This is a genomic window from Oceanobacillus sp. CFH 90083 (assembly GCF_009389585.1).
GTDB lineage: Bacteria > Bacillota > Bacilli > Bacillales > Amphibacillaceae > Oceanobacillus.
The window spans coordinates 20730-47220 of the sequence record NZ_VIYG01000008.1 but is presented as its reverse complement, the minus strand read 5'-3'; the positions used below and the strand labels follow the sequence as shown (position 1 = coordinate 47220).

Here is a 26491-nt window from a genome sequence, read left to right as displayed (position 1 = left end):
CACTTCTTATAAATTTTTAGCGTATTTCATTAAAAGCGTCCAGCAGTTCCGCAATTCTTTCGTCTTTACGATATTCCTCGTATAATGGACTTGCAGCTTCGCGGAAAGGTTCTGTTTCTGGGTAGTAAAATTCAACCCCCATGTTTTCAGCTTCCTCCTTCGCCACGTCTATAGCTTCAGCCCAGATCTCTTTTTGGTATTCCGTCGATTCCTCAGCAGCATCTGTTAATATTTGCTGCTGTTCTTCCGTCAAATTGTTCCACACGCTGCTGCTAATAACCACAACATCTGGAATACGAGTATGTTCATCAACAGAGAATGCTTTTGCTACCTCACCGTGCTTTCCAGTTGTTAGTGCAGTAGGATTACTTTCAGCCCCATCTATCACTCCCGATTGTATGGCAGTATAAATATCTCCGTACGGCATCGGTGTAGGTGTACCGCCTAATGCTTTCATCATTTCAATTTGTGTTCGACTATCCATTACCCGAATCTTTAGTCCGTCCAAATCATCTGGATGCATAATAGGTTTATCTTCTGTGTAAAAGTTACGTGAACCTGAATCATACCAGGTTAATCCTAAAAATCCCTGATCTTCCGTTGAGGCAAATAAATCACCTACTGCTTCCGATTCCATTGATTGAAAGAAGTGTTCTTCATCATCAAACACATACGGCAAGCTGAACACGGAATATTGTGAAGCAAAACTTTCAAGTGAAGCTGCACTTACTTTTGTAATATCTATTCCCCCGCCTTGTATTTGCTCCAGCATTTCACGTTCATTTCCCAGTACTCCGTTAGAAAAAATTTCAATCTTAATTTGGCCTTCTGAGCTTTCTTCAACTGTTTCAGCAAATTTTATTAACGCCAAATGAACCGGATGATCTTCACCTAAATCGTGAGCTAATTTTAGTATCTCGCTGTCACCTTTTGTATTCGTTGCTCCTGAAGATACCTCCGTTTCCCCACATGCAGCTAATAATACTAGTAGACTACCAATCATTATACTAAAGATAATTTTTCTCAATGACGTTCCTCCTTAGCTGTCATTATTGGAGTATTATGTAGCCCCAATATCGTAAACCCTTACATTTTATTTATAATTAATCAACACTATTAAACTCCAGAATAAGCAAAAAATCCTACTCTACCGGAACAATAATACCCGTTACAGAGCCAGACATACTGTTATCGATTAATCAGGTTAATGTTCCTAATAAATCTTTTCAGATCGCTCTGTCAAGTTCTCTCGCCATCGCACCGCTTCCGCCTGTAATTACGGCAACTTTTCCGTTTAGATTTTCATTTATTGATAACAACTCTTCTCACCACCGCTATTGAAATATTTGTACTTATTTCGAAGTAACGCTATCTGCGGTCTCCACTTGTATTGCCATATTCTGTGCATCAATACATAATTCAGCAGCTTTAAAAGCATGCTCCTGTGTCATAGCATTTTCTGTTCCGTTTAAACAGTCCAGAATAAATTCCCCAAAAAATGGGTATCCAATTTCTCCCTGACACTCGTAATGCTTTTCACCTTCATGATTTACTAAATAGACATGATCTCCACTACCACTTTGGGCAATATCAATATATTTACGTACTTCAATATAACCATCTGTTCCCAAAATAGTGACACGTCCATCTCCCCAGGTTCCCAGCCCACCAGGAGTCAGCCAGTCTACCCGAAAGTAAAAGGTGGCACCGTTATCAGCAACAAGCGTGGCATCACCAAAATCTTCAAATTTAGGATGATCTTTAAAATTATAATTTGCTACTTTACTATGAAGCACTTTTGCATCTTTTGCTCCGGTATAATGGAGAAACTGTTCAATTTGATGACTGCCAATATCACATAAAATTCCTCCAACATAATCCCGGTCAAAAAACCAGTCAGGTCTGGCTGATGGACTTGCACGGTGTGGACCTGTTCCAATCACCTGTACTACCCTGCCAATAGCTCCTTCTTCTATTAACTGCCCCGCAAAGACAGCACCTTCTACATGAAGGCGTTCACTGTAATAAATTCCCCATCGCAAACCAGTCTCTTCCGTCTTCTTTTTAGCCTTTTCCAGCTGTTCTTTTGTTGTAAATGCAGGTTTATCTACAAAATAGTGCTTTCCATGATCTAAAACTCTTAATCCTAAATCGCAGCGCATAGATGGAATACTTGCACCCGCAACAAGTTTTATAGAAGGATCCGATAATATTTCTTCTTCTGAATCAGCTATTTTGGTATCAGGAAATTTCTCAACAAATGCTTTTACCTTTTCCGGGTCAGAATCATAAACAGCTGCTAACTCTCCACCCGCTTCTAATAATCCATTACACATTGCATAAATATGTCCATGATCTAAACCAATTGCTGCAAAGGAAAATTCTCCCTCTTCTACTACACGGTTGGGCTTCCCCTTTGGAGCATAATTCATTCCATCATTTTTATTCATTTCTAACTCCTCCATTTAACATTAAATTATTTCTGCAAATACAACTGTTTTACATTCAAATTGTCTAAAGCTACTCGTATTTCCCGCCCGTTGTAATATCGTTCACCTGGAAATTCTCGATACTGGCTTTTTTCTCATAAAAATGGGTCGCGTTCTCAATAACTCCTTCTCTTGAATAAAATGGACTTGTTTCGTCCAAAGGAAGTTTTACTGTTTTCCCCAGACTTGCCGATTCGAAAATGGCAGTAATCAATTCGAGCGTTTCCCTTCCATCATTTCCATCTACTAATACATCCTTTTTCCCTTCAATTGCTTGCAATACATCTTCTATTTGTCCGGCATGACCTTCATACTGTAAATTTTCTTGAGAATCATACGCTTTCTGCAGCTTGTTCTCCAGCTCTTCATCCTCTTCAGGAAATCCATTACCGAGTGATTTAGATGCTTTCAGCTTCCACGGCACGGAAACACGCGCGTTTTTCCCTTGAAAAATAAGCTGTTGTTCCTCTCCATGGTGGACAACGGAGCTTGTAATCTGTGCCAGACTTCCATTTTCATAGCGTCCAATCGCAATAGATACATCTTCTACCTCGGCATTATCATGGGCAACATTACTCATTACCGCTGTTATTTCTGAAGGCATCCCGTTCATCCAGCGGAAAATATCGATATGGTGAACTGCATGATTTAATGTACAGCCTCCGCCTTCTTTTTCCCAGGTTCCTCTCCACCATAAATCGTAATAACTGTGACCTCTCCACCAAAAGGAGTCTACTTGCGTATGTACAATGGGTCCCATTAATTTCGTATCTAATACATGTTTTAATTTCATCATTGGTGAAGTAAATCGGTTTTGTGCAACAACTGACAAGATTTTTCCAGACCTTTCAGCAGCCTCATTCATAGCGTCACATTCTTTTAAAGATGAAGCCATTGGTTTTTCTACAATGACATGCTTTCCTTGGTTTAAAGCTTCAATTGTAATATCTGCATGCGTATAAGGCGGTGTGCAAACAGATACAAGGTCAACGTTCTCCTGTTGAAGCAATTCTTTATAATCACTATAAATAGCTGCGTCTAAATCAAATTCTTTTGCTTGCATCTCTGCTTTTTCCGGATAAATATCGCATAAAGCAGTAATTTTACACCTGTCTTGAAATTCTAAATACCCTTCGATATGGGATGGACATATTGCTCCCGTACCTATAATTGCAACGTTAATCATCTCTATCTACCCTTTCTTTGTTTGGTCTAAATAATTTATCATAAAAACTATTATTCTATTATCTTTTCACCCAAGGTTGTTTGTTTTAATGTATCTCAGATTGCCTATAAACACATCATTCCTAAAGCACGATCATAGAGGCCTTAATCAGGTCTGTATTTTTCATATCAAATATGTCTTCCATGACCAGACACCTTGAATTTGTTTTATGCGCCTAAGGAAACGCTATCATTTTCATATCCAAACCACCGAAATACCATTCACTTAAATACCTCCAGCCGGCAGCAATCTTCGGCAGCGCTTTCAAATACTTTCAAACCAGAAAATGCTAATTAAAGTATTCCGGATTTTTAGCCTTTAATTCTTTCAATTCAACAAATACCAGTTTCATATGCTTTTCCATAATTGATTCTGCTTTATCTGGATTTCTTTCAGATATATTTTTAAAGATTTCTCTATGCTGACCTACAACAACTTCAAAATCATGATTTTCCGCAAGTCTCAGCATTCTTAATCTATCAAAATGACTATTCATTCTTCTGACATTATTCCAGGTTCTTTTCTTATTACAAATTTCAAATAATAGCTGATGAAACTCTTCATCTAATTGAAATAATCGATTATGCGAGCCTTTTTCTAAGCACAGCTCCTGCATTGTAAGATTCGTTTCTAATTGAAATAACTGATTATCATTAACTTTTGTACAGACCTCTCTGACAACTGCTTTTTCAATATGCTCTCTTACAAATCTGCCTTCTTCAACTAGGTTCAAATCTATCTTGGAAACAATGGTTCCTCTCTGCGGAATTATAATTAAGAGCTCCTCTTGTGCTAGTTGTAAAAAAGCTTCTCTGACAGGTGTACGACTTACGTTAAGGCTTTGAGAGACTTCTTTTTCGGATATTTTTGTCCCTGGTTTCAGATCCCAATTTATAATTTGTTCCTTAAGATGATTGTATGCAAAATCTCGTGTTGATCCTTTTATTTCAAAATTAATACTAATATGAATCACCTCCTGTATTCTATTTATACTAGTATGGTAGTTATGCAAGTATTGTACGATTGTTTTATTATTTTTGTCAAGGGACTATCGAAAACGAAAGACAGATATTGATTAAGAAAGAACATAACAGGAACAACTGACTGGTAATAAATAAAAGGAATCACAGGAAAATCTCTTGCCTTCCCTGTAATTCCTTTCATGAAACGGCGCTTATCAGTTCTGTCAGCACCGTTTCAACCATCCGAAAACCTTTATTTTCTTCCTCAGATAAGTGATATTCCTGCAAATTAACTAAAGCTTAAACCGCCTTACCAATCCATTTAATTCCTCCGCAAGCTTCGATAATTGCTCGGAGCTTCCTGCTACCTCATCCATGGCGCCGCTTGTCTGCTGGGTTGAAGCAGAAGTCTGCTCAACTCCTGCAGCTGCTTCCTCGGAAATGGAAGCTATTTCTGCAATCGATTCATTCATTTCCCGGGTGTTCGCTGCAATATCAGCTAAGTTACCGGATACCACATTAATATTCTCTGCCATGTTAGATATGGATTCGTTAATTTCATTAAAGGTTTTTCCAGTCGTCCTGATTTGATTCGTTCCCTGTTCGACCTCTGTATAACCACCTTTTAATGATTCTACGACATCACTTGTTTCGCTCTGAATATTTAGTACGATATCTGTAATGTCCGTAACGGAAACAGCTACCTGTTCTGCAAGCTTCTTCACCTCATCTGCCACAACAGCAAAGCCTTTTCCATGCTCTCCGGCTCTTGCTGCTTCAATTGCGGCATTTAATGCAAGCAGATTCGTCTGGTCAGCGATATCTTTAATCATAGAAACAAGGTTTGATATTTGTTGAGACTGTTCATCCAATCCCTCTACCTTTGCAACGGTTCCTTGAACAATCCGGTCAATTTTGGACATTTGCTCGGTAGTGGCTGCCATGGCCTCGCTACCTTTATTAGTCATTCCCAGCACTTCATTTGAATACTCCTGGACACGATCGCCATTATCATTGACTTCCTGCACTTTAGCGGCAAAGGTTCCCATGATCGATGCTAAGTCACTGGCACTATTCGCTTGTGCTTCGGACCCTGTAGCCAATTCCTGCATGGTGATAGCAACCTGATCCGAACCAGATTTCACTTCATTTGCTGCCTGTGTTAATTCTTCACTTTGATTGGTGACTGTTTCAGACACAGTATTGATTTGTTTTAATAAATCACGTGTATTGGCTGCCATTTCATTGGAAGCGTCCACCAGCTGTCCAACTTCATCTCTGGCATGCGTTTGTAAGTCATCCTGGCTTAAATCACCACTTGCAATCAGCTTCATTCGCTCCATCACTGTTTTGATCGGTTTGGAGATGATTCCCGCCGTAATCAGTGCTGCTGCGATGCTAAGAATAATAATCAAAATCGATACAACAATAACAACGGTCAATGTTTGCTCTCCATTGGCAATAATCTCTTCGCCATGCTGGTTCATCGCTGCTTCCGAATCTGCTGCCAGCTCCTCATATCCAGCCATGATTTCCCGGACGACCGGGGTCAATTCATTGAGATTCTCTATGGCTGTATCCTGATCACCGCTCTCATATACCGCAAATACATCATCAGCAACTGTTGTCCGCCATTCAACGGTTTGATTAATCAAATCGTCAAATTCTTCCGTAACGCCGACACTCCTTGCCAATGCTTCAAATTCGATTCCCTGTTCCGTATATGCTGCAAAACGATCCTTCATACTGCTGTCTCCACTTAATATGTAACCGCGGGCTGTTGAAATCCGGTTGGCCATCGTTGTTTCCATACCCTTGTTTGCGATTAATTGCTGAAGGTCATTTTCAATGATATTTGTTGTATCCTGATTCATCTGCTTAATAGCTGTGTAATTGTATATACCTAATGCAATTACTAATAAAATAACCACTGAAAATGCAGTTATAATCTTGCTCTTGATGCTTTTAAAATTAAATATCCTTCTCATCACTTTCTCCTTCTCCGTATAAAAGATTTAACACTATGCTGCTATATTCATGCCGTACACTGGAGATTTTATCTATTTTCTGTGGGTAAGGGCAATTTCATTTTTAAAATTGCTATGTCAGAATTTATTAATCTGTCTCGTGCGAAGATGAATAGTTTTCATATATTCATAGCATGGAGGCTATGATTGTACTTTAACCATAAGTGGAATAGTGCCTGTATTTTATATCGGCTTCTTCAGTTATTTTTAAAGGGAAAAGTTGATAAAATTTGGAATAAAGATACAGGAGAGGCTTGATGGCAGTTGAATGCTTCTTTGTTTGCTTTATATCCAGCTAAAGCTTTCCCGCTCCAGATTTAGCAGTCTGCTTATAGATGTATTAATAAATACGCTATCTGCTTTTCTTTTTACAGTGCTTTTACATACATGAAAAGCCGGGCATTTATAGAAAGCTTTCTAAAAAATGTCCGGCCTTTATTTAGGTATACGATTTTACAGCAATAATAGGTTTATTTACTGTTCTTTACTAACGGGTGATAATATCTTAACATTTACCTTTTAATTTTTCATTCCTCCACGCTACAACACCATCAAATTCCACTGTACCTAAAAATTTCTCCAACTCCGCTTTCCATGGCATACCGCTCTGAGCTCCCACCTTTAACGTACTTAAAGCGGCAGCAGCATTTGCAAACTTTATCGCCTCCAGAATTTCATACTTCCCAGCCAGTGCCACCGCCAACGCCCCATTAAACGTATCTCCTGCGCCTGTGGTATCTGCTGGATTGACAGGATAAGCAGGAATATCGTGTACGTGACCGTCTTTCTGATAAGATACCCCTTCCTTCCCCATCGTAACTATTATTTTGGAATCTAGCTTTGATTGAAAATCACTTAAGATTTGCTTATATTCAATTTCATTCGGTGTGATATACGCAGCCTTCAACCAATATTCTTCAGGCAGCGTAAGAGCCGGCGCTGGATTAATGATAATTGGTATCCCATTTTCATAACAAAAATCAATACAATATCGAATCACCTTTAGCGGAATCTCGAATTGCACTAAAACAATATCACTTTTTAAAATCCGGCCTTTATACTGTTCAATATAAGATGGAGATAGAGATTCGTTAGCGCCTGGAACAACGATAATGCGATTATCATTGTCAGCTAAAGTAATTGTTGCTGTGCCGGTATTCGTATTTCCATGTATATCTATCATCGAAGTATCTATGTTTTCCCTATCCAGCATACGGATCAGTTCTAATCCAAATGCATCATTGCCCACTTGTCCAATCATTCGAACTTCTGCACCCAGCCGGGCAGCTGCTACCGCCTGGTTCGCTCCTTTCCCTCCCGGGTTCGTTTGATAATTCTCACCTAAGATGGTCTCGCCTTTTTTCGGAAGTGTCTTGGTAGTGGTAATCATATCCATATTGATACTTCCAATAACTGTAACAATTGGTTTTCCCATGAAATTCCTCCAGTCATTTTGTCGTCTGCCTCACTATTAATTCTGTTGGCAGCTTAAAAAACAGTTGGTCCAGGGGCTGGTTCTCAATTTGTTTAATAAGTAAATCAACAGATAAGGCTCCCATTTCATAAATTGGCTGCTTCATTGTCGTTAATGCAGGAGATAGCATTTCCCCAATTGGAATTCCATCAAACCCAATAATTTGAACATCTTGGGGAATCTGATAGCCTAAATGAGTAACAGCTTTGATTGCTCCTGCTGATACAACATCACTGCTGGCAAATATGCCATCAATTTGAGGATATTCCTTAAACAGTTTATAAGTAGCCCTTTCCGCTTCATGTGTGTCAAATGATGTTTCGATCATCGCCGATTGCAGATTGGTTTGCCTGATTGTATCGAAAAAGCCTTTGGCTCGATCATCTGATGTTTTCACACCCTTTGGTCCTCTTAAATGAGCTATAAAATGACATCCTGCCTGTATTAAATAGGCTGTTGCCTGAACAGCTCCTTCTAAATTATCTGAAACAACGGTTGGAATACCATCTTTAATCGGTCTGTCCAGAGCAACCATTGGCGATGCAATAGATTGATACATCCCATTCTGCTGATTGATCGTTACTATTAATCCGTCAATATACTTGTGTTCCAGCACTTCCAAATAGCTTTTTTCTTTTAGTGAGCTTCCGCCAGTATTGCAAAATAAAACCGTATATCCATGATCAAAAGCTGTTTCTTCTACTGCTTTAGCTAACTCCGGGAAGAATGGATTGGTAATATCCGGCATAATTAAGCCGATCATTTTCGAACTTTTACTGTATAATGTACGGGCTACATCATTAGGAACATAATCAAGAGACTTGATTGCATCATTCACTTTCTTCTTCGCTTCCTCACTGATATACCCTTTTTTATTTATTACTCTGGATACTGTCGCTACAGATACATTTGCGTATTTCGCAACATCTTTAATGGTTGTCATATTATTCACCTAAATATCTATTTTTAGCTTCATGGATAGCGTGAAAGATTTTACCAAAGCTGCTTCACGCCATCCATTACTATTTTTTAGAATTATCCTTGTTAAGAAATTGATTTAAAAATACGGCGCCAATCAATACAAATCCCAGGATAGCTAATTGCCAAATGGAATTCACATTCGCCATTTGCAGCCCGGAGGAAAGGATGGTAATCGTTAATACAGCCATCATCACTCCTCCTAAGTGTCCCAGACCGCCAAAAATATGAATTCCGCCCAGTACTGCTACGGTTATTGCTTCCAGCTCCATTCCAAATCCAGCATCTGCCCGGGCAGTCATCAGCCAGGATGTCATGATGATAGAGGCTATGCCTGCCATTAACCCTGATAGAGAAAACACAATAAAACGTGTCTTTTTCACATTAATATTGGCATACCTGGCTGCGGTTTGATTCGAGCCAATTAAGTAAATACTTCTGCCAAACGTTGTTTTATAAACAAGAAAGCAAATAAGAAGAAAAACAGGAATGACAATCAAAATAATTTGCGAAGGGATACCTGCTACAAGCCCTTGTCCTATAAAACTAAACTCTTGCGGAAATCCGCTGATCGGATTTCCTCCTGTTAAAACCAGTGCAAGTGATCCATACAAATACATTGCTCCTAATGTTGCGATAAAAGGAGGCATATTTACAATAGAAATAACAAAAGCATTGATCATCCCCAGCAATAACCCTCCTAAAATACCAATGAAAGCTGCAATCCAAATATTCAATCCAGCAGACATGGCTAATCCGATAAAAACACCAGATAAGCTGACCATAGACCCCACCGATAAGTCGATGCCGCCATTTCCGCTGATGATAACAAGTGATTGTCCAATAGCAATTAAAGCTAGTACAGCACCAAATTGTGTCACACCTAACAGATTATTAATGGATAAAAAGCTGGGATTCAGCATGGACATAATGACAATGATAATAACCAGCAATATCGCTAATAATGAACTTCTGCTTCTTAAAAGTTGCATCGCTAAACTAGTAATAATAACGCACCCCGCTTTAAACAGTCATTAATTTCTTTTTCTCCACGCGCTTTTGCATAACAATATCAAATGTTAATGATAGTAAAATCAATGTTCCGATGATCGAATTTTCCCAGAGAGAAGGAATACCCATAATGACAATTCCATTCTTCATGATGGTGATGAAGAATACACCGGCTAATGTTCCAACCAGAGAGCCTCTCCCTCCCGTGATAGCTGTTCCGCCAATAATTACTGCTGCAATCACCTGAAGCGGCAAATCATGTCCAACTGTCATCTCAACACTGCCCATGCGGGCGATGTACATAACAGCTGCAATACCCACGAGACCGCCTAAAATGGAATGCGTTGCGATTTGAATCATTTTATGATTAATGCCGGCTAATTTTGCAGATTCAGGATTCGTACCAACCGCATATACATGCCTGCCAAACGGTCTGTACGTGAAGATATAATAAAACACAGCATACATAAACAAGACAATATAAAACACAACTGGAAGACCGAGTATTTTATATGTGGTCAGACCATTGAAAACGGGCGGCAGTCCTGTTAACCATGCACCGCCTAATAGCATAAAAACGAGTGCCTTCCCAATATTCATCGTAGCGAGCGTAACAATAATTGCCGGAATTCGCAGCCAGGCTACAATCGCTCCATTCACAAATCCCAATACAAGACCTGATAAGATGGCAATGAACACAATGAGTATCGGATTAAGCCCGAGTAAAATAGCATTTCCGACAATCACTGCAACCACACCTAAAATCGATCCGACAGATAAGTCAATTCCTCCGGCTATAATAACTAAAGTCATGCCAATACAGATAATCGCCAGCTCAGCTGAGTTTTGTATGATTTGCGTTAAATTACTTGCCGTCAGAAAATTGTCTGCAAACAAGCTGAAAAATATAATCTCTACTCCAACTAATAAGATAGTGAAGTATTCTCGCCTTCCCGGCTTTGGCACATAGGATTTAAACAAATGCTCACGCCCTTTCGTAACCACACCAATTTAGAATTGCCATGGCTAGTGCTTTGGTCGCCCTGATAAGCTCGTCTATTGGAATATACTCATCCACCTGATGGGCAATTCTAGGTTCACCCGGTCCGAAATTAATCGTTGGCATCCCTACATTTACAAACCAGCCCATATCTGTATGGGCACAAATCCCTTCCAGCATTGGATATTCATTTATCTCCCTTAAGGATGCCGCCATATTTCTTACAAATGGATGATTTTTATTTGTTTCGGCACAATCCGCATCGACCAGCCATTCAATGACAGGAGGATGTTCGGCAAGCCAGGGGTCAAGCTTAGCTACCTGACTGACAAAATCGCTGATCTCCTGCTTTACCTTTCCACCCATCCGTAATTCATCTCTTTCGTGAGGTAAATATTGTGCATTAAAAATGATTTCACCGTGGTTCGCAAAAGAAGTCGGGTACTCGCCTGCATTCACTTGTGCTATATTGATCTGACATGGAATCGGCAGCAGGGAATGCACTTTTTTCACAGCCCAGTCCGCATTTAAGCGTTTGAATTGATCCAGGTAGAGATGCATCTTATCAATCGCATCGACAGCACCGCCTGTTCTCCAATCCCCTTGAGGCATTTCGATGTGACCGCTTCTGCCTTCAATAATCAGCCTTCCCCAAAGAATCCCTCTGCTGATTGGAGCAATATTTAAAGAAGTCGCTTCGGTTAATATACAGGCATCTGCCAGGAGATCATTCTCTTTTAAGAAATCAGCTAACGCCAATGTCCCCATTCCGCCTGCTTCTTCATCGGCAACCGTTCCGATGAATACATCCCCGTCTAATTTCACATCTGCTGCTTGAATCGCCTGCACCGCCATAATCATTGCGGCAATACCGCCTTTCATATCAGCGGCTCCCCTGCCATAAATCTTTCCATCCTCTACTTCTCCGCCAAAAGGCGCTTTAGTCCAGCCTTCCCCGGCTTTAACAACATCAACATGTCCTGTAAGAAGAACTGAATTGCCTGTTCCATTTCCTTTGATGGTTCCTAACAGGTTCGGCCGATCGGTAAAATCTCTCCCGGCATAATAACCAGCTCTGCCCTCGTATTTCGCCAGTTTTGCTGCATCCGGCTCCCATAGCTGTGTCTCAAAGCCCATATTCTCCAGATAATTTTTTAGATACGCTTGAATGTTCTTTTCTTTGGTCGGATACGTGTCATCCTCAAACCATGGATTCACACTGGCTATTTGCAGCATATCCTGTAAAAGCGTTATTACCTTATCCTCATTTTCATCAATCCAATTCAAAACTTTATCTTTCTGCCTCATGCTATCCCTCCCTTGATTCAAGACGCTAAGCCTAATGCCAATCTGAGAATTTTCTCTTCCGTCATTTCGTCTCTTGAAAGAAGACCTGTTTTCTCTCCTTTATGCATTACCAAAATATTGTCTGATAACCGCATCACCTCGGGCAGTTCGGAAGAGATTAAAATGACAGATACTCCTTTTTCAGCCAGCGACAGGACTAATTCATGAATTTCCGTTTTCGTCCGCATATCAATGCCGCGGGTCGGTTCATCTAAAATCAATAATTTAGGCTGATGAACAAGCCATCGGGTCAGAAGCACCTTCTGCTGGCTCCCTCCGCTTAAACTGGTGATCAAGCTTTCTTGAGAATGTGTTTTTATGCTGTATTTCTTAATATTTTCTTGCACGACCTGTCTTTCTTTCGATTTATTTAATATTCCAAACCGATGTGACAGCAGTGGTAAGAATACGGCACTCAAATTCCATTTCACCGAATGACTGGAGAAGTTCCCTTGAGTCCCTCTATCCTCCGGGACATAATAGATCCCTTTTTTCACAGCGTCATTCATTTGGTGATGCTGTAAATGATTCCTTTCAAATTCAATTTGCCCTTCTTCAATAGGTAGCTCTCCAAAAATCGTTCTTGCCACTTCCGACCTACCGGAGCCAATCAAGCCATACACACCCAAAATTTCTCCTGGTTTCACGTGAAACGATATATTTTGAAATAACTTTTTATTCCCCAAATGACTGACTTTTATCAACGGTTCCTTGTCCGCATAATTTCTTGGCCTGTAAATGTTTAAATTAATCTCCCTGCCAGACATTGCAGAGATTATTTTCCCCTCTGACGCCGTCTTGGGATCAAGATATTCTGTTACCTTGCCATCACGAAGCACCACAATATCATCGGAAATACGTAAAATCTCAGGGATGCGATGGCTGATGTATAAAATACTGACTCCTTTTGCCTTTACCTGATCAATCAGTTCAAACAGCTTCTCTGACTCTGCCTGGCTTAGAATCGATGTTGGCTCATCTAAAATCAGCAGCTGAGATTTTTTATAAATCCCTTTGGCAATTAAAATTAACTGCTGTGTACCAATCGACAGTTCCTCCATATGGCGATTTAGAATATCAGGAGATAAATCGACCATTTTTAATGCTGCACTGGCTTCCTTGTACATACGCTCCCAGGCAATGTTTCCGAGCTTTGACTTTATTTCCTCACCCATATACATGTTCTCTAATACAGTCTGTTCAGAAAAAAGATTCGGCTCCTGATAGACAATCGAAATCCCTTTACCCGCTGCATCCTTTGCCGAATGAAACGCCACCCGCTCTCCATTAATAAGCAGCTCTCCTTTATTCGGCTGGATCACTCCGGCAATAATCTTCATTAACGTTGATTTGCCAGCTCCATTTTCCCCAACAACGGATAACACTTCCCCTTTTTTCACAGATAAACTGACATCCTCTAAAGCTGTAACCCCGCCAAATGTTTTTGTAATATTACTTAGACCGAGTAATTCTTCTGTCTCCATGAGCACACTCCTTTCTATGTCCGAACCTGCCCGGCAAAATAACTTTACCGGGCAGGCCAGCTTATCATTTAAAAGTCAAAATCATCTACATTATCTTCATTAATTAACAACGGCGGACCTAGCAGTAATACACCCTCTTCTTCGATATACCGGACAGGATTTTCTAAGCCGGGAACATCATTTTCCTCTTCAAATTCATTCCCTTCCGCTAACTGTACACCTGCCCAAACGACTAAATAGCCCAAATCAAAAGCATCCCAAAGAATCGATTCCTTCATAACGCCGCTTTCTATAAATGGTTTCACGGTCTCCGGTGATCCGTAACCGATTACAGCTACCTCCCCGGCTTTTCCAGCCTGCTGTACCGCCTGCGCAACACCTGGAATGGTTGTAGAAGAAACAGCAACCAAACCGTCAACATCCTGATGTCTGGTCATTAAATCCTGTGCCTCTGTCAATGCTGACTCACTGCTGCCGCCTTGAGAATATCTAATATCGACAATCTCAATATCGGGATATTCCGCCTCTAATCTCTCCTCCATGTATTCAATCCACGTATTTAAATTCGTAACCGTTGATTCTCCAGAAATAATGCCAATTTTTCCTTCGTTATCAATCTGTGCAGCTAAGCGATCAATAAGCTCATACCCCAAATCTTTATCCAGTGCTTGTGCAACATAAATATCTCTCTCACTGTCCGGACTGTCACTATCTGCTGTAAATACACTTAACCCGGCTTCCTTCGCCTGACTGATCATCGGGTTCGTAGATGAACTATCCAGCACAGATAAAGAAATAGCATCTACATTTCTTCTGATCAGGCTGTCCATAATTTGCGCCTGCTCTGCAGCACTGGTACTGGTAGGACCATTAAAGATAAATTGTGCACCAAGTTCCTCTGCCGCCTTTTCCCCGCCCTCTTCCATCGCTGTAAAGTATGGTATACCGACAACCTGCGGAATAAAAGCAACCGTTGTCTGGTCTTCATTTACTTCTATGTCCTCTGCATCTTCCGCAGCATCCGAGTTATCCGAAGAATCACTGCAAGCTGCCATTAAAAAGAAAAGAAAACTAATCAGTACAAACAGGATAGCTTTTTGGTTCTTATCCTTGATAAGCATGGTAAAGCCCCTCTCCAATTTTTAGATAAAAAGCGATATGATCTCACTACTTTCCTTTGCTCACTTGTTCAAGTAACCGTTTCCACAAAGGACCGTATTCATCCCATTCCATAAATTCCTTGGAGCCCCAATGCGGCGCACAGTCACTAGCAAAAGCAGCTGTTTTTCCCTTCCCATATGCACCGATTACTAAAAACGGATCTTCGTCTACTTGAACAAGTGTCTCCGCATCCTTTTTCGCAACAAAACGGTTATACCCTAAAAATATCGGCCAATTGGTTATATTTTTTGTGATCAAGTGCTCTTCCACTGTCCTCGGATGCACCCCCTCCGGCTTCTCAACTCTGTCATCCCCATCCAGCAAGGTAACAGGTAATACATCCGCCAATACTGTATTTTTATAATTCGCTTTCCCTTCCATGCCCATAAACGATAAGTAGCCGCCTATCATTAATAATCCTCCGCCATTTTCCACATATGTCCGAATAAGCTCTAAGGCGTTAGGCAAGGTTTGCCCATTATAAAAAGTATTGTTTGGCAGTAAAAAGGAATTGCTACCAATATCACTAATGACAATAGCATCATAAACATCCAGCGATTCTATTATCGTTGGAAACCGGACTTGAACCTCATGTGCAGGCATATAATCAACCTCTACATCATGTTCATTCAGCTTTTCCAGTAAGTAAGTTGCCCCCTCTTCATATTTTGTTGACTCAAATGTGTCATATCCTTTGGCATGAATCATATGAATTGTCCATGATTCACCGATAAATAATATTTTCATCTCCATTCTCCTCCCGCATGTAAAGGGTTACATGTTGTTTTAAAAAATAAGATGTACTCTGTAAATCCTTCATCTGTTTTAACCTCTAACCATTAATACTTTACGTATCTTTTTATTCACCACCTGTCTCTACATTTATTGAAAAAACAGCAAACCAGTTAAATTGTTTGAATATACTGTTTTTCTATTATTCATAATAATAACGTAAATATAATCTATGTCAATAATTTTGTAATTTATTTACGTCATAATTTTGTTTTTTTACTGATTCTCTACATTTTATAAGCCTTATAATAGGTTTAACAGGGGGTGCAGTATGGAGATTGGAAAAAGAATTCGAAATCTCAGATTATCAAAAGATTTAAGCGTTAATGGTTTGGCTAAAAAAGCATATATTTCACGATCTTATTTAAGTGACATTGAAAATGGAAGAACTGCTCCTTCTCTTGATAAACTGACTGTGATTTGTGATGTATTGGATATTTCATTGAGTGAATTTTTTGGAGATGTACCAGCATTGCCTGCGGAGATTATTAAATTGATTGAGAGTGCGCGGAAGTTAACGGATGAGGAGATTAAGTTGTTGACTGATTTTTTGGAGGTTATTGGGGAGAGGAATAAGGGGATGTAGTTACTTAGGGATTCTGTCCATGTAGGTTTTTGCGGGTAATAAATAATTGGATGAATTCTCTCTCATTTATTCATTGGTTCGTTTTAATTTTTATTAGAATAAAGGGTTTTATTTAGGCTGGATATAAATTAGATTGCTTTTATGGAGTGACGCTTCACATCAAGTTAATGGTAAAGGTCTATATGAAAAGGGACAATCTCTGATAATCGTGATAACTAGAGGTTGTCCCTTTTATCTTATATATTAGATTATTATCATTACAACTGAGTATTTATTTTATTATGTTGCCCTATTTTATGTCTATCCTCTTTAAATTTGACCTTACTTATCCCTAGGGTTGAATGATTTACTGAATTGTTCCTATTCTTTTGTAATGACTTGTTTCATCCGTAATAACTGGTCTGGTATAATAATACTTAATATACGATAACTAGGAGTGAATAAAATGAAGCAAAAAAATATACATGTGGTAGGCGCAGTCATAGTAAAAAACGATAAGATTTTATGTGCTCAGCGTGGTGAATCGAAAAATTTATCTTATAAATGGGAGTTTCCAGGTGGAAAAATAGAAGCAGGTGAAACACCTCAAGAAGCTCTAACTCGTGAAATTCAAGAGGAAATGAAGTGTGACATTAGTGTTGGAGAAAAAATTGACCACACAGTGTATGAGTATGACTTTGGAATCGTTCATTTAACCACTTTTTATTGCACCTTAGAAAAAGGAAGCCCTGTTTTAACAGAACATCATAATATTAAATGGCTATTTAAGAATGAACTTCCAGCATTAGATTGGGCTCCTGCCGATATTCCAACTGTTGAAAAGCTAGAAAACATGTAAAGCATACTTTAATGAAAGGAAGGAAAATATGGATAATTTTCTCCGAGATCTAAAGGATTCTTTATATAAAGGCTTTATTAATCAAAATAGCGAAAAAATAGATAGTTATAAACCAAGATTATTAGTAAATAACGCAATACGTAATGAAAATGTCTTATCCTCCTTACTTGAAGAGTTAGATAAATGTAAGTCGTTTATATTCTCTGTAGCTTTTATTACAGAAAGTGGATTAGCTACTCTTAAATCTCATCTATACGACTTGAAAAAGAAAGGGATAAAAGGTCGGATATTAACATCTACGTTTTTACAGTTTAACCATCCTAAAACCTTTAAAGAGTTATTAAAAGTCACAAATGTAGAGGTTAGGCTAACTAATTTAAAAGGATTTCATTCAAAAGGATACATATTTGATCATGATAATTACTATTCTTTAATTGTTGGAAGCTCTAATTTAACTGCTCCAGCTTTAAAAGAAAATTATGAGTGGAATGTACATTTAACTTCCCATGAAAATGGATCAGTCATTCGACATTTTAAAGAGCAATTTGAAGATGTCTGGGCGGATGCTGTTACTTTAACAGAAGACTGGATTAGATCCTATGAACAAAGCTATAAACCAATAGATATGCAGGCAGCAACTAAGATCATAGAGTTACCTGAAGTATATGAAACAAATCCATTAGAAGAAGCATTAATAATTACACCAAATAAAATGCAGCAGAATGCTTTAGAACAAATAGAGGCTTTAAGACAAGAGGAGCATGATAAAGGTTTAGTGATTTCGGCAACAGGAACAGGAAAAACATTTCTTTCTGCATTTGATGTCCGTAACGTTGCTCCAAAACGAATGTTATTTATTGTCCATCGCGAACAAATCTTGCGTAAGGCTAAATCCGACTTTCAACGTGTCTTAGGGGGATTAGAAAATGACTTTGGGATATTATCTGGATCAAGTAAAGAAACAAATGCAAGATACCTCTTTACAACAATTCAAACTATATCGAAACAAGAAACATTAAGTACATTTGATCCGGAATTATTTGATTATATCCTTATAGATGAAGTACATAAAGCTGGTGCTAGCTCTTATCAGCGCGTGATTGAATATTTTAAACCAAAATTTCTTTTAGGTATGACAGCAACCCCTGAAAGAACCGATGATTTCAATATCTATGAGCTTTTTGATTATAATATCGCTTATGAAATCCGTCTTCAAGAAGCCTTAGAAGAAGATATGCTTTGCCCCTTTCATTATTTTGGAGTAACAGATATAGAATACGATGGGAAATTAGTAGACGATACGACCATTGTATCTAATTTAGTTACAGAAGAGCGTGTTAATCATATTCTGGAAAAAATCGATTACTATAGCTATTCCGGTGATTGTGTAAAGGGCTTAATATTCTGTAGTAGAAAAGAGGAGGCAAAGGAGCTATCCGAAGCTCTAAATAAGAAAGGATTTCGTACAGTACCTTTAATGGGGGCAGATTCTCAGGATTTTCGTCTACATCAAGTAGATCGGTTAGAAAATGGAGCGCTTGATTACATTATTACGGTTGATATTTTTAACGAAGGTATTGATATACCTAGCGTCAATCAAGTTGTAATGCTAAGACAAACACAATCAAGTATTATTTTCATCCAACAGCTTGGAAGAGGACTACGTAAACATCCATCTAAAGAATTTGTGACAATTATTGATTTTATAGGAAACTATAAAAATAATTATCTTATCCCAGTTGCCCTATCCGGCGATAAATCACAAAATAAGGATAATATTCGTCGTCGTACTTCGGAAACAAGCTATATCAAAGGTGTATCTAGTATTAATTTTGAAGAAATTGCGAGAAAACAAATTTTTAAATCAATTAGCTCCAGCAACTTAACTACTCAAAAAGTATTAAGAGATGCTTATATTGAGCTGAAAAATCGATTAGGGCGTATCCCTTACCTAGAAGACTTTATTCATAATCATTCCATCGATCCAACAGTTATTCTTGGAAAATATAATACCTACTATGCTTTTCTTATAAAAATGAAAGAAAAAATCCCTATACTTCATGACTATGAACAGCGTGTATTAACTATGTTTTCCAAAGAGTTACTAGATGGGAAGAGGCAACATGAACTTTTATTATTACAGTTACTTTTAGAGCAAGGAAAAGTGAATAAAAAAGAATATATAAGGTCGTTAGAGGATAACAATTGCCTTGCCAATGAAAGCATCCTTCAATCCGTAGAAAATGTGATGAATCTGTCCTTCTTTACACAAGCAGACCAAAAAAAGTACGGAGAAAAATCAATCATTACTCTTTCAGCAGATAACGAGTATACTTTTAATAAAGAAGTACGCCAAAGCTTAGAAACAAATAAATACTATAAAAAACTAGTATACGATATTGTCATAACTGGAATGGAACGAAGTAAAAAATATAAATCAAACAGCTTATTTACTTTAAAAGAAAAATATACGAGAAAAGACGCATGTAAGCTTTTAAATTGGAATAAAGATGAAAGCTCTACAATGTACGGATACAAGCCAAAGCATCAAACTTGCCCAATTTTTGTTACCTACCATAAAGACAACGAGGTAGAATCCAGTGTCGATTACGGGGATGAATTTATCAATCCAAATGTTTTCAAATGGTATACTCGAAGCAACCGAACTTTGAAATCAGAAGAAGTTCAAAAGATCATTTATGCAGAAACAAAAGGGATAGATATTCACCTTTTTATCAAGAAGGATGATGATGAAGGAAGCGACTTCTATTATCTTGGACAAGCCTTACCCAACCAACAAACCGTGGAACAGGATAACATGCTAGATAAAAATAATAAGGAAATTCCTGTTGTCCATATGAATATGATTTTGAATGATTCTGTGGATCATGATTTGTATCAATATATTACTTCGGGGGATGAGTGAAAGGATCGTTCTATTAGAAAAATTAGTGATTAGCAACTTAAACCTATAAAAAGGATTTCCGTATGCTGCTGAATGAATCAGGATACGGAAATCCTTTTTATTGTTTTGACTAGAATAAGTCAGTAACTCAAATCCGGCATAGTCAGTTCGTTATGTCTCCAATACTCTCTAACGCTACCATTTATAAGGGCCCTTATCTTCAGCTACAAATGAATTTGAATTAAAAAATCCTTCAGAACCATAATCAATGACCTTTTCAATCCTATCCTTTAAATAGTTTGCCAATGCTGTATCTGTACAGTAAACAAAACAACCTTTTTGTCCTCGGGTTAATAATGTCCTGTACGTATTTCTTATTATCGTATCAGCTAGTTTTTCTGCTTCTTCAGGCTTTTCTTTTATCATTTTTTTAATACCAAATAGAGAACGATCTGATTTAGCACGCTTGGTATAATCCGTACAGACTTTTCCATCTTTAAACAAAAGGTCGTCCCCAATAATTACACCTACATAATCAAATTCTAATCCTTGTGAGGTATGGATGCAGCCAGCTTCATTTACAGAACTATCATCGATAGCCCATGTGAGTGTATTATCTAAGTTCCAGCTAATACCAAAGTCTTTTTCTGGAATTACTATGTCCGGAATATCGGATTTAGTTCGCGATTCCTTTGGCCACTCCCAACAATAACCAGCCAACATCCGTGCTTTATTATTATTTTTATTCCAATTTCTAATACTCTCTAACAATTTGTTAGGATCATCAAACACACGGAAATCATAATCTTTACCTATAAAATTTGAATTAGCTGTTTCTCTAATTTGTAGCACGTTATCAATCCATGCTAAATATCCATCAGATCCATTACATCGGAATTGAGACTCCAGCTCTAGTTTATGAATTACTCCATTATATTCATTCGTATATTTCTTGATTAAATCGACACTTCCTATATCTTTTAAAGTTACTCTTTGATGCTCATCTATAAAAAATATTGTCATATTACTCGCATGAATTAATTCTTTTACTTGATTTTCACCTAAGTTCTGAAACATTCCTGATTTTTCATTTAAGCGGTGTGCTTCATCTACTATCAAGACATCAAATTCATTATTGGGTGCATCAACATAACTACCAGACCCTTTAAATAAATTATCAATTTGTGTCTTTTTAAAATCTTGTTTAAGCTTTGTCGCATAGATATTTCTAGGAGCTGAGTTTTTCGTTACATATTGAGCTACCAGACTCTTTCTAGTTAATTCAACTAATAGATTAACTGCTAGAACAGACTTTCCTGTTCCAGGTCCACCTTCTACAATAAGAACTTGTTTAGTATTTGTCCGTTTCGCTTCACTAGCAAGTCTTAAAGCTTCTTCAAATACAACCTTCTGTTCATCAATCATAATAAATTCTTCATTTCCCTGCAGCATTGAATTTAGTGCATCTTGTAATGATTTGGATGGTCGTATTCTTCCTTTTTCTATCTTATATAACGTCTCTTTATTGTCTCCGTACTTTATGTATTTCTTTATAAATTCCCTTAGCCTTTTCGCATCTCCTTTTGCGTAAACAGGTGCTTGATCTAAATAGTATTGATATACATTATCTGTTAAAGGATCAGAGTCTTTGTTTACTATATAATTATGCAGATATGTACAAGGATGAATATTTATATCATCTTGCTGTACAGTTGCATTATAATCTTTAATCAATGATGCATAGGACCAAGCTTGATAGGAAGGATGTGTAGTCTCCACAAGACCATTACTAAAGTTAGTCTTAACAATTGCTTCTTTACCTTCCACTTTTTCAACCTTATCCCATTGTTTCAATTCAACTATGACAACAGACTCTTTATTATCTCTCTTTCCAGTTATTAAAAAATCAACTCTTTTTGATGAGTATGGAATTCTATATTCAATTGCTACTCCAGCGTCTTTGGGTATATCATTATCTCCTAACACTCTATACATATACTGCATTGAATTATCCCATGATCGAACTTCACTTTTATTTACTGAGCCTATTTTTTCTTGGAAATTGTTAATAATGTTGTTCGTTAACTCGTCGTTAAAAACATCATCTAAAAATTCGGATTTTGTGGCTTCGTATACTAACATAGGGATCCCTCAATCTACTTATAAATTGACTAGAATATTGTTTACGATCAGTATAAAATACTATTTTATCAAGTTATTATATAGCGAGCTATTTACTTTAACATTGAAAGTATTTTTTAAGGATATACGCACTGCTTCTAAATAAAAGAATATATATCTGAAAGTTTTATAATGAATTCATTATAATTCTATATCGCATGCCAAGATTTCATAAAAAAGCTAAGTCAATGTTAGTAATTATAAATTAGAAATAATACAACTAATTAATGAATACATACCACCATTTGTCATTCCTTCGAGTGTAGAGGGAGTTGTTCGTATCAAACCAGGGTGGTGTATATTTGAGTTTAGAAAATCTCGAGAACTAATGCTTTTCACACTATTAAAAGCTCTTTTCATTTGTTGATCAGGCAAAACAATTGTAATATTATCTTTTACATAATGTTCAATATTTTTCAATGTAGGCATGCCTCTACATTGCTGGTTTATTTTGCTCCATTCTGCAGTCTTTTTCAACTGTAAGATAAGAGCTTGCTCGTATGCAGTTCTAAGTAACATACCAGCACTTACTGGAAAACTATAATAAGCTTTTTCAAAAGTCTTAGTTGACTTAACTCTTTTTTTAGACATTTTATGTAGTTCATCCAAAGCAACAATTAAACCTACGTGATCATTATTGCTAGGCTTAAGTTTACCATGCCATGTTATATGTTCAAAGAAATTGCCTGGAGAATCACCTCTTGGAATTGAACCATTGGATTTTGATCCACCTTCAAAACTTTCTTCTGATACCTGTGAACCTTTCTTTGATTCCATGGTATCCTTTCCTTCTGGAAGTTGTCCGCTCACTATCGATTCTATAGAGTCTTTCTCTCTTATCTCTTGTTCATTTTCTTTTAACCCTTGGGAATCCTTTTCTTTTGTCCCTGATAAATTTTCTCCGATTCCTAGAAACTTTTTTTCTCCTGATTCTAATGGTAAAGTTTCTTCCCCTTCTGCCTTTTTATCTTTACTTTGATTATATTTTTCCAGATACTCATTATTGAAGTAAATACTCAGTGTATTCCTTGCTGCAACGTCTATGTTAAATGTTAGTAATGTAACGATTTTATAAACCATTTCATATAATGCTCTATAAGGGGTTTTATCATAAAAATGAGATCTTTCTTTAGAAATCTCTAATTCTTCCTCACTCTCTATAAAATGGTTAAAAGAGATATATCCAATAGTATTATTGGGTTTCACTCCGCTGTTTTTTACATTCGCTGTCAAATAAGAAAGATTTAGCCAATCTTTTTCGCGTTCCAAGTAATTATATAAACCAAATCCATTTACATATAATCTTATTGCAGGGCCAAACTCCCTAATTTGCTGATATCCCTTAGCTCCTTCTCGTATATAAAAAACACCTTCAAAGTCACATACAGTATCTGCTTCATATGGTAAAAATATAAAATCTTCACTTTTTTGGATTTTTTTAATATTATAATGTTCTTTTAAAATATCTTCTATATTAATATGTTTATCAAATTTTATAGTAATTGGTTTAGGGTTAATAATAGAGTTATTTTTCCTTGTATATTTATAAGTAAGTTCCATTTTGTCTTTACTATATTTAAATTCGACTTTAGAAGTAAACTTTGCTATATCTTTATAATACAAATCGTCAATAAAAGGGGAATTTAAGTCTTGTGAGATACCATTTATTTTTACATCTAAAGAAAATAAATTATATTCTCTTTTATAATTATTCAGAGAAATGTGCTTCATTTTATCTTGTTTAATGTCTTCTATTAAAACTTTTATATCTGATTCATTCACATTATAAAGTGAGATTCTTGTCCCTTTATCTATTACGCCTTGACTTCTTTCATATTTAATTTCATTTCTACTAGCGTATATAACGAATTCATCTTCTTCATTTTTAGACACTATTTTAAAATTATCTGCTATTGAAAAAACTGAAAATAATCCTATTCCCATACTACCTGCAAACACTTTGTTGTGTTGATTCAGTATGTGATTATTTCTTTTTTTATAAGATTCTCCTGGTCTAGCAAGTAATTTTATTGACTCTTCTGTAAACCCCTCCCCATCATCAATAATTTCAATTACATTGTCTTTGGTGTCAATACTTACAGTAATTCGTTTAGCAAATTCATCAAATGCATTTTTTATTAACTCTGTTACAACTACTAGAGGACTAGCAACTTCACTAATTACATCCATTTGTTTTTCGTAAGGTATCTCAATATCCATCACCTGCATAATTATCCCCCTTATAATAATTAACGGTTTTTTTGAACTATTAGAATATATTCCTGTAACATTGTCTGTATTTCTTCATTTCTTAATATTGTAGAATTTATACTATGAGGTAAACGTTTAAACGAATAATCTCTGCTTAAAGATGTAATATTAACATAACCTAAATTACTAAACCATTCTGAAAGAATCCTCTCAAAATTTATATTAATATCTCCCATAACTGTTCTATGACCAACAATCCAAGCTTGAATACCACTTTCATTCAGTACCTCATCTGTTTTTAATACTACATCATATAAATCTTCGAAAAAATGCATAACTTCTCTTTTTCTTTTTTCATAAGATAAAATCTTTCTTCTTATTGTTTCTATCACTCTAGGAATATTTTCAATAACCATTTTATAGGTTTTATAAAACTGTTTCTTGTTTCCTCTTTCTAAAAATTTCATTTTTTCTAATGCTTGGTATTTGGATAATTCTTTTACTTTTTTATCACTTATATTTCCTTTTTCTTTTAACTTTCTAAATATAGTTAATCGAAGTCTCTCCGTAACTAATCCCCATAATAAGTGATTATTACTAAAACTACGAATTAAAGTAGCACTTGCTTTATATTTATTATTAGACTTTAACTCTTTTAGAGATGTTAATGCTTCTCTATATCTTCCTTTTTCATATTCAACTTTTTTATTCATAACATCATAAAGAGAACTTAATGTACTGGATTCTTCCAAGACTTTGGAGCTAGAGCTGTTTGTTATAGAACTTCCCCCACCTAATAACACTTCATCACAATTATCCGTCATGATAGGAATATTTAAATATTTTTCTATTAAATCACCTAACCATTGTATTGATAATCTTGAGTATTGACCATAAGCAACTGTACTTTTAGAATCCCCATATGGAGGAGAAGTTAAAATCAAATCCGCTTTTCGATTTTTCATATAATCTAATTTTTTAGCATTACTAAAGTACACTTCAGCTTTGGATTCTGTTTGCTGATTAAATTTTATCTTTTGAAGCATATCTAAAATAACTTCTACATTCTCTTTAAATTCTTTTTTTGAATCTATATTATGTTCTTTTATTTTTATTGGTGACATTCTATATAATTTGAATTCATCATTTCTTGAAAGGGAACTTTTTCTAATAGTAGCACTAAGAGCGGTCAAAAGAATAAGGGCAAACTGTTCTCTATCCTTTTTTTTCCTTGCTGATAAAAAAATATCTATCTTTTTTTTAACTATTGATATCTGTTGTATATTTTTTTTCTTAAACCAGTAATCTATTTTGTCAAAATTTGGTATATCATCCTCAGATATTAGTGAAGCACTTAATTCTTCATCTAGAAATCTTTCTATTTCTTTAATAGTATAATCTGTATTATTTACTGTTAAAACTTTGGTCCTTGCCAATAATATTGAAAGAGGATTTAGATCTGATCCAATAAAATCCAGGCCTGCATACTTGGCTTCAAGACCAATAGTACCGCTACCCACAAACGGATCTAGCACAGTGTTTATATTATATTGTGACTGTATTAGCTGCAATATTGCATTTACCATTTTAGGAAATGCTTTTGCTGGATATCCATGGAAACTTCCATTCGTTCTGAAGAATGAAGAATAATCATTCTCTCCTGTATAATTCAAGTCAATATCCCAAATGTTTTCCATATCTATCACTCATCCTTCTCTATCTAGCAATAATGTCCTCTTTAAAAGAAATTTTTACAATTACATTATACATGAATATGTCTTATAATTCCATGTACCACAATGTATTCATATTTTAAAATG

19 protein-coding genes are annotated in these 26491 nt (G+C 36.6%); 3 read left to right on the top strand and 16 right to left on the bottom strand.

What is annotated here, in order from left to right; genetic code table 11:
• Positions 1–16 precede the first annotated feature (16 nt).
• The 13 genes from FLK20_RS13395 to FLK20_RS13330 form a co-directional block, all read right to left on the bottom strand.
• On the bottom strand, positions 17–1027 hold the full coding sequence (locus FLK20_RS13395) for a TRAP transporter substrate-binding protein (protein WP_152657101.1): 1011 nt from the start codon (positions 1025–1027) through the stop codon (positions 17–19).
• 325 nt (positions 1028–1352) lie between these two features.
• Entirely contained in the window at positions 1353–2450 is a 1098-nt protein-coding gene (locus FLK20_RS13385) for a Gfo/Idh/MocA family protein (RefSeq protein WP_152657100.1), read from the bottom strand.
• Between the two features lie 70 nt (positions 2451–2520).
• Positions 2521–3675 (bottom strand): Gfo/Idh/MocA family protein, encoded by a 1155-nt coding sequence (locus FLK20_RS13380; RefSeq protein WP_152657099.1) that lies wholly within the window; start codon positions 3673–3675, stop codon positions 2521–2523.
• A 328-nt stretch (positions 3676–4003) separates the two neighbouring features.
• The gene (locus tag FLK20_RS13375) at positions 4004–4687 is read right to left on the bottom strand and encodes a GntR family transcriptional regulator (protein ID WP_152657098.1); all 684 of its coding nucleotides are present in this window, start codon (positions 4685–4687) and stop codon (positions 4004–4006) included.
• Positions 4688–4969: 282 nt separating this feature from the next.
• On the bottom strand, positions 4970–6664 hold the full coding sequence (locus FLK20_RS13370) for a methyl-accepting chemotaxis protein (RefSeq protein ID WP_152657097.1): 1695 nt from the start codon (positions 6662–6664) through the stop codon (positions 4970–4972).
• A 544-nt stretch (positions 6665–7208) separates the two neighbouring features.
• Positions 7209–8138, bottom strand: coding sequence for a ribokinase (gene rbsK / locus FLK20_RS13365; RefSeq protein ID WP_152657096.1), 930 nt, complete (start codon positions 8136–8138; stop codon positions 7209–7211).
• 13 nt (positions 8139–8151) lie between these two features.
• Positions 8152–9120 (bottom strand): LacI family DNA-binding transcriptional regulator, encoded by a 969-nt coding sequence (locus FLK20_RS13360; protein ID WP_152657095.1) that lies wholly within the window; start codon positions 9118–9120, stop codon positions 8152–8154.
• 79 nt (positions 9121–9199) lie between these two features.
• Positions 9200–10147 carry an ABC transporter permease gene (locus FLK20_RS13355; RefSeq protein WP_227995040.1) on the bottom strand — a complete coding sequence of 316 codons (948 nt, stop codon included), beginning with the start codon at positions 10145–10147 and terminating at the stop codon, positions 9200–9202.
• 31 nt (positions 10148–10178) lie between these two features.
• Positions 10179–11147: an ABC transporter permease gene (locus FLK20_RS13350; protein ID WP_152657093.1), complete on the bottom strand. Its 969-nt coding sequence runs from the start codon at positions 11145–11147 to the stop codon at positions 10179–10181.
• Between the two features lie 4 nt (positions 11148–11151).
• The gene (locus tag FLK20_RS13345) at positions 11152–12474 is read right to left on the bottom strand and encodes an ArgE/DapE family deacylase (protein ID WP_152657092.1); all 1323 of its coding nucleotides are present in this window, start codon (positions 12472–12474) and stop codon (positions 11152–11154) included.
• A 17-nt stretch (positions 12475–12491) separates the two neighbouring features.
• Positions 12492–13997, bottom strand: coding sequence for a sugar ABC transporter ATP-binding protein (locus FLK20_RS13340; RefSeq protein WP_152657091.1), 1506 nt, complete (start codon positions 13995–13997; stop codon positions 12492–12494).
• A gap of 68 nt (positions 13998–14065) precedes the next feature.
• The gene (locus FLK20_RS13335) at positions 14066–15118 is read right to left on the bottom strand and encodes an autoinducer 2 ABC transporter substrate-binding protein (protein WP_152657090.1); all 1053 of its coding nucleotides are present in this window, start codon (positions 15116–15118) and stop codon (positions 14066–14068) included.
• Between the two features lie 46 nt (positions 15119–15164).
• Positions 15165–15905: a glutamine amidotransferase gene (locus tag FLK20_RS13330; RefSeq protein WP_152657089.1), complete on the bottom strand. Its 741-nt coding sequence runs from the start codon at positions 15903–15905 to the stop codon at positions 15165–15167.
• A gap of 316 nt (positions 15906–16221) precedes the next feature.
• Between FLK20_RS13330 and FLK20_RS13325 the strand changes: the two genes are divergently transcribed.
• From FLK20_RS13325 to FLK20_RS13315, 3 genes are all read left to right on the top strand, one after another.
• Positions 16222–16536: a helix-turn-helix domain-containing protein gene (locus FLK20_RS13325; RefSeq protein WP_152657088.1), complete on the top strand. Its 315-nt coding sequence runs from the start codon at positions 16222–16224 to the stop codon at positions 16534–16536.
• Between the two features lie 445 nt (positions 16537–16981).
• Complete coding sequence (locus tag FLK20_RS13320; RefSeq protein ID WP_152657087.1) at positions 16982–17374, top strand: (deoxy)nucleoside triphosphate pyrophosphohydrolase; 393 nt, start codon at positions 16982–16984, stop codon at positions 17372–17374.
• Between the two features lie 28 nt (positions 17375–17402).
• Positions 17403–20300 carry a DEAD/DEAH box helicase gene (locus FLK20_RS13315; protein ID WP_152657086.1) on the top strand — a complete coding sequence of 966 codons (2898 nt, stop codon included), beginning with the start codon at positions 17403–17405 and terminating at the stop codon, positions 20298–20300.
• 174 nt (positions 20301–20474) lie between these two features.
• Here FLK20_RS13315 and FLK20_RS13310 read toward each other — a convergent pair whose 3' ends face one another.
• The 3 genes from FLK20_RS13310 to FLK20_RS13300 form a co-directional block, all read right to left on the bottom strand.
• Positions 20475–22421 (bottom strand): DUF2075 domain-containing protein, encoded by a 1947-nt coding sequence (locus tag FLK20_RS13310; protein ID WP_152657085.1) that lies wholly within the window; start codon positions 22419–22421, stop codon positions 20475–20477.
• Between the two features lie 237 nt (positions 22422–22658).
• A complete protein-coding gene (locus FLK20_RS13305) occupies positions 22659–24689 on the bottom strand; it encodes an ATP-binding protein (protein WP_152657084.1) in 2031 nt (676 codons plus the stop codon).
• Positions 24690–24709: 20 nt separating this feature from the next.
• The gene (locus FLK20_RS13300) at positions 24710–26368 is read right to left on the bottom strand and encodes a DNA adenine methylase (protein WP_152657083.1); all 1659 of its coding nucleotides are present in this window, start codon (positions 26366–26368) and stop codon (positions 24710–24712) included.
• Positions 26369–26491 lie beyond the last annotated feature (123 nt).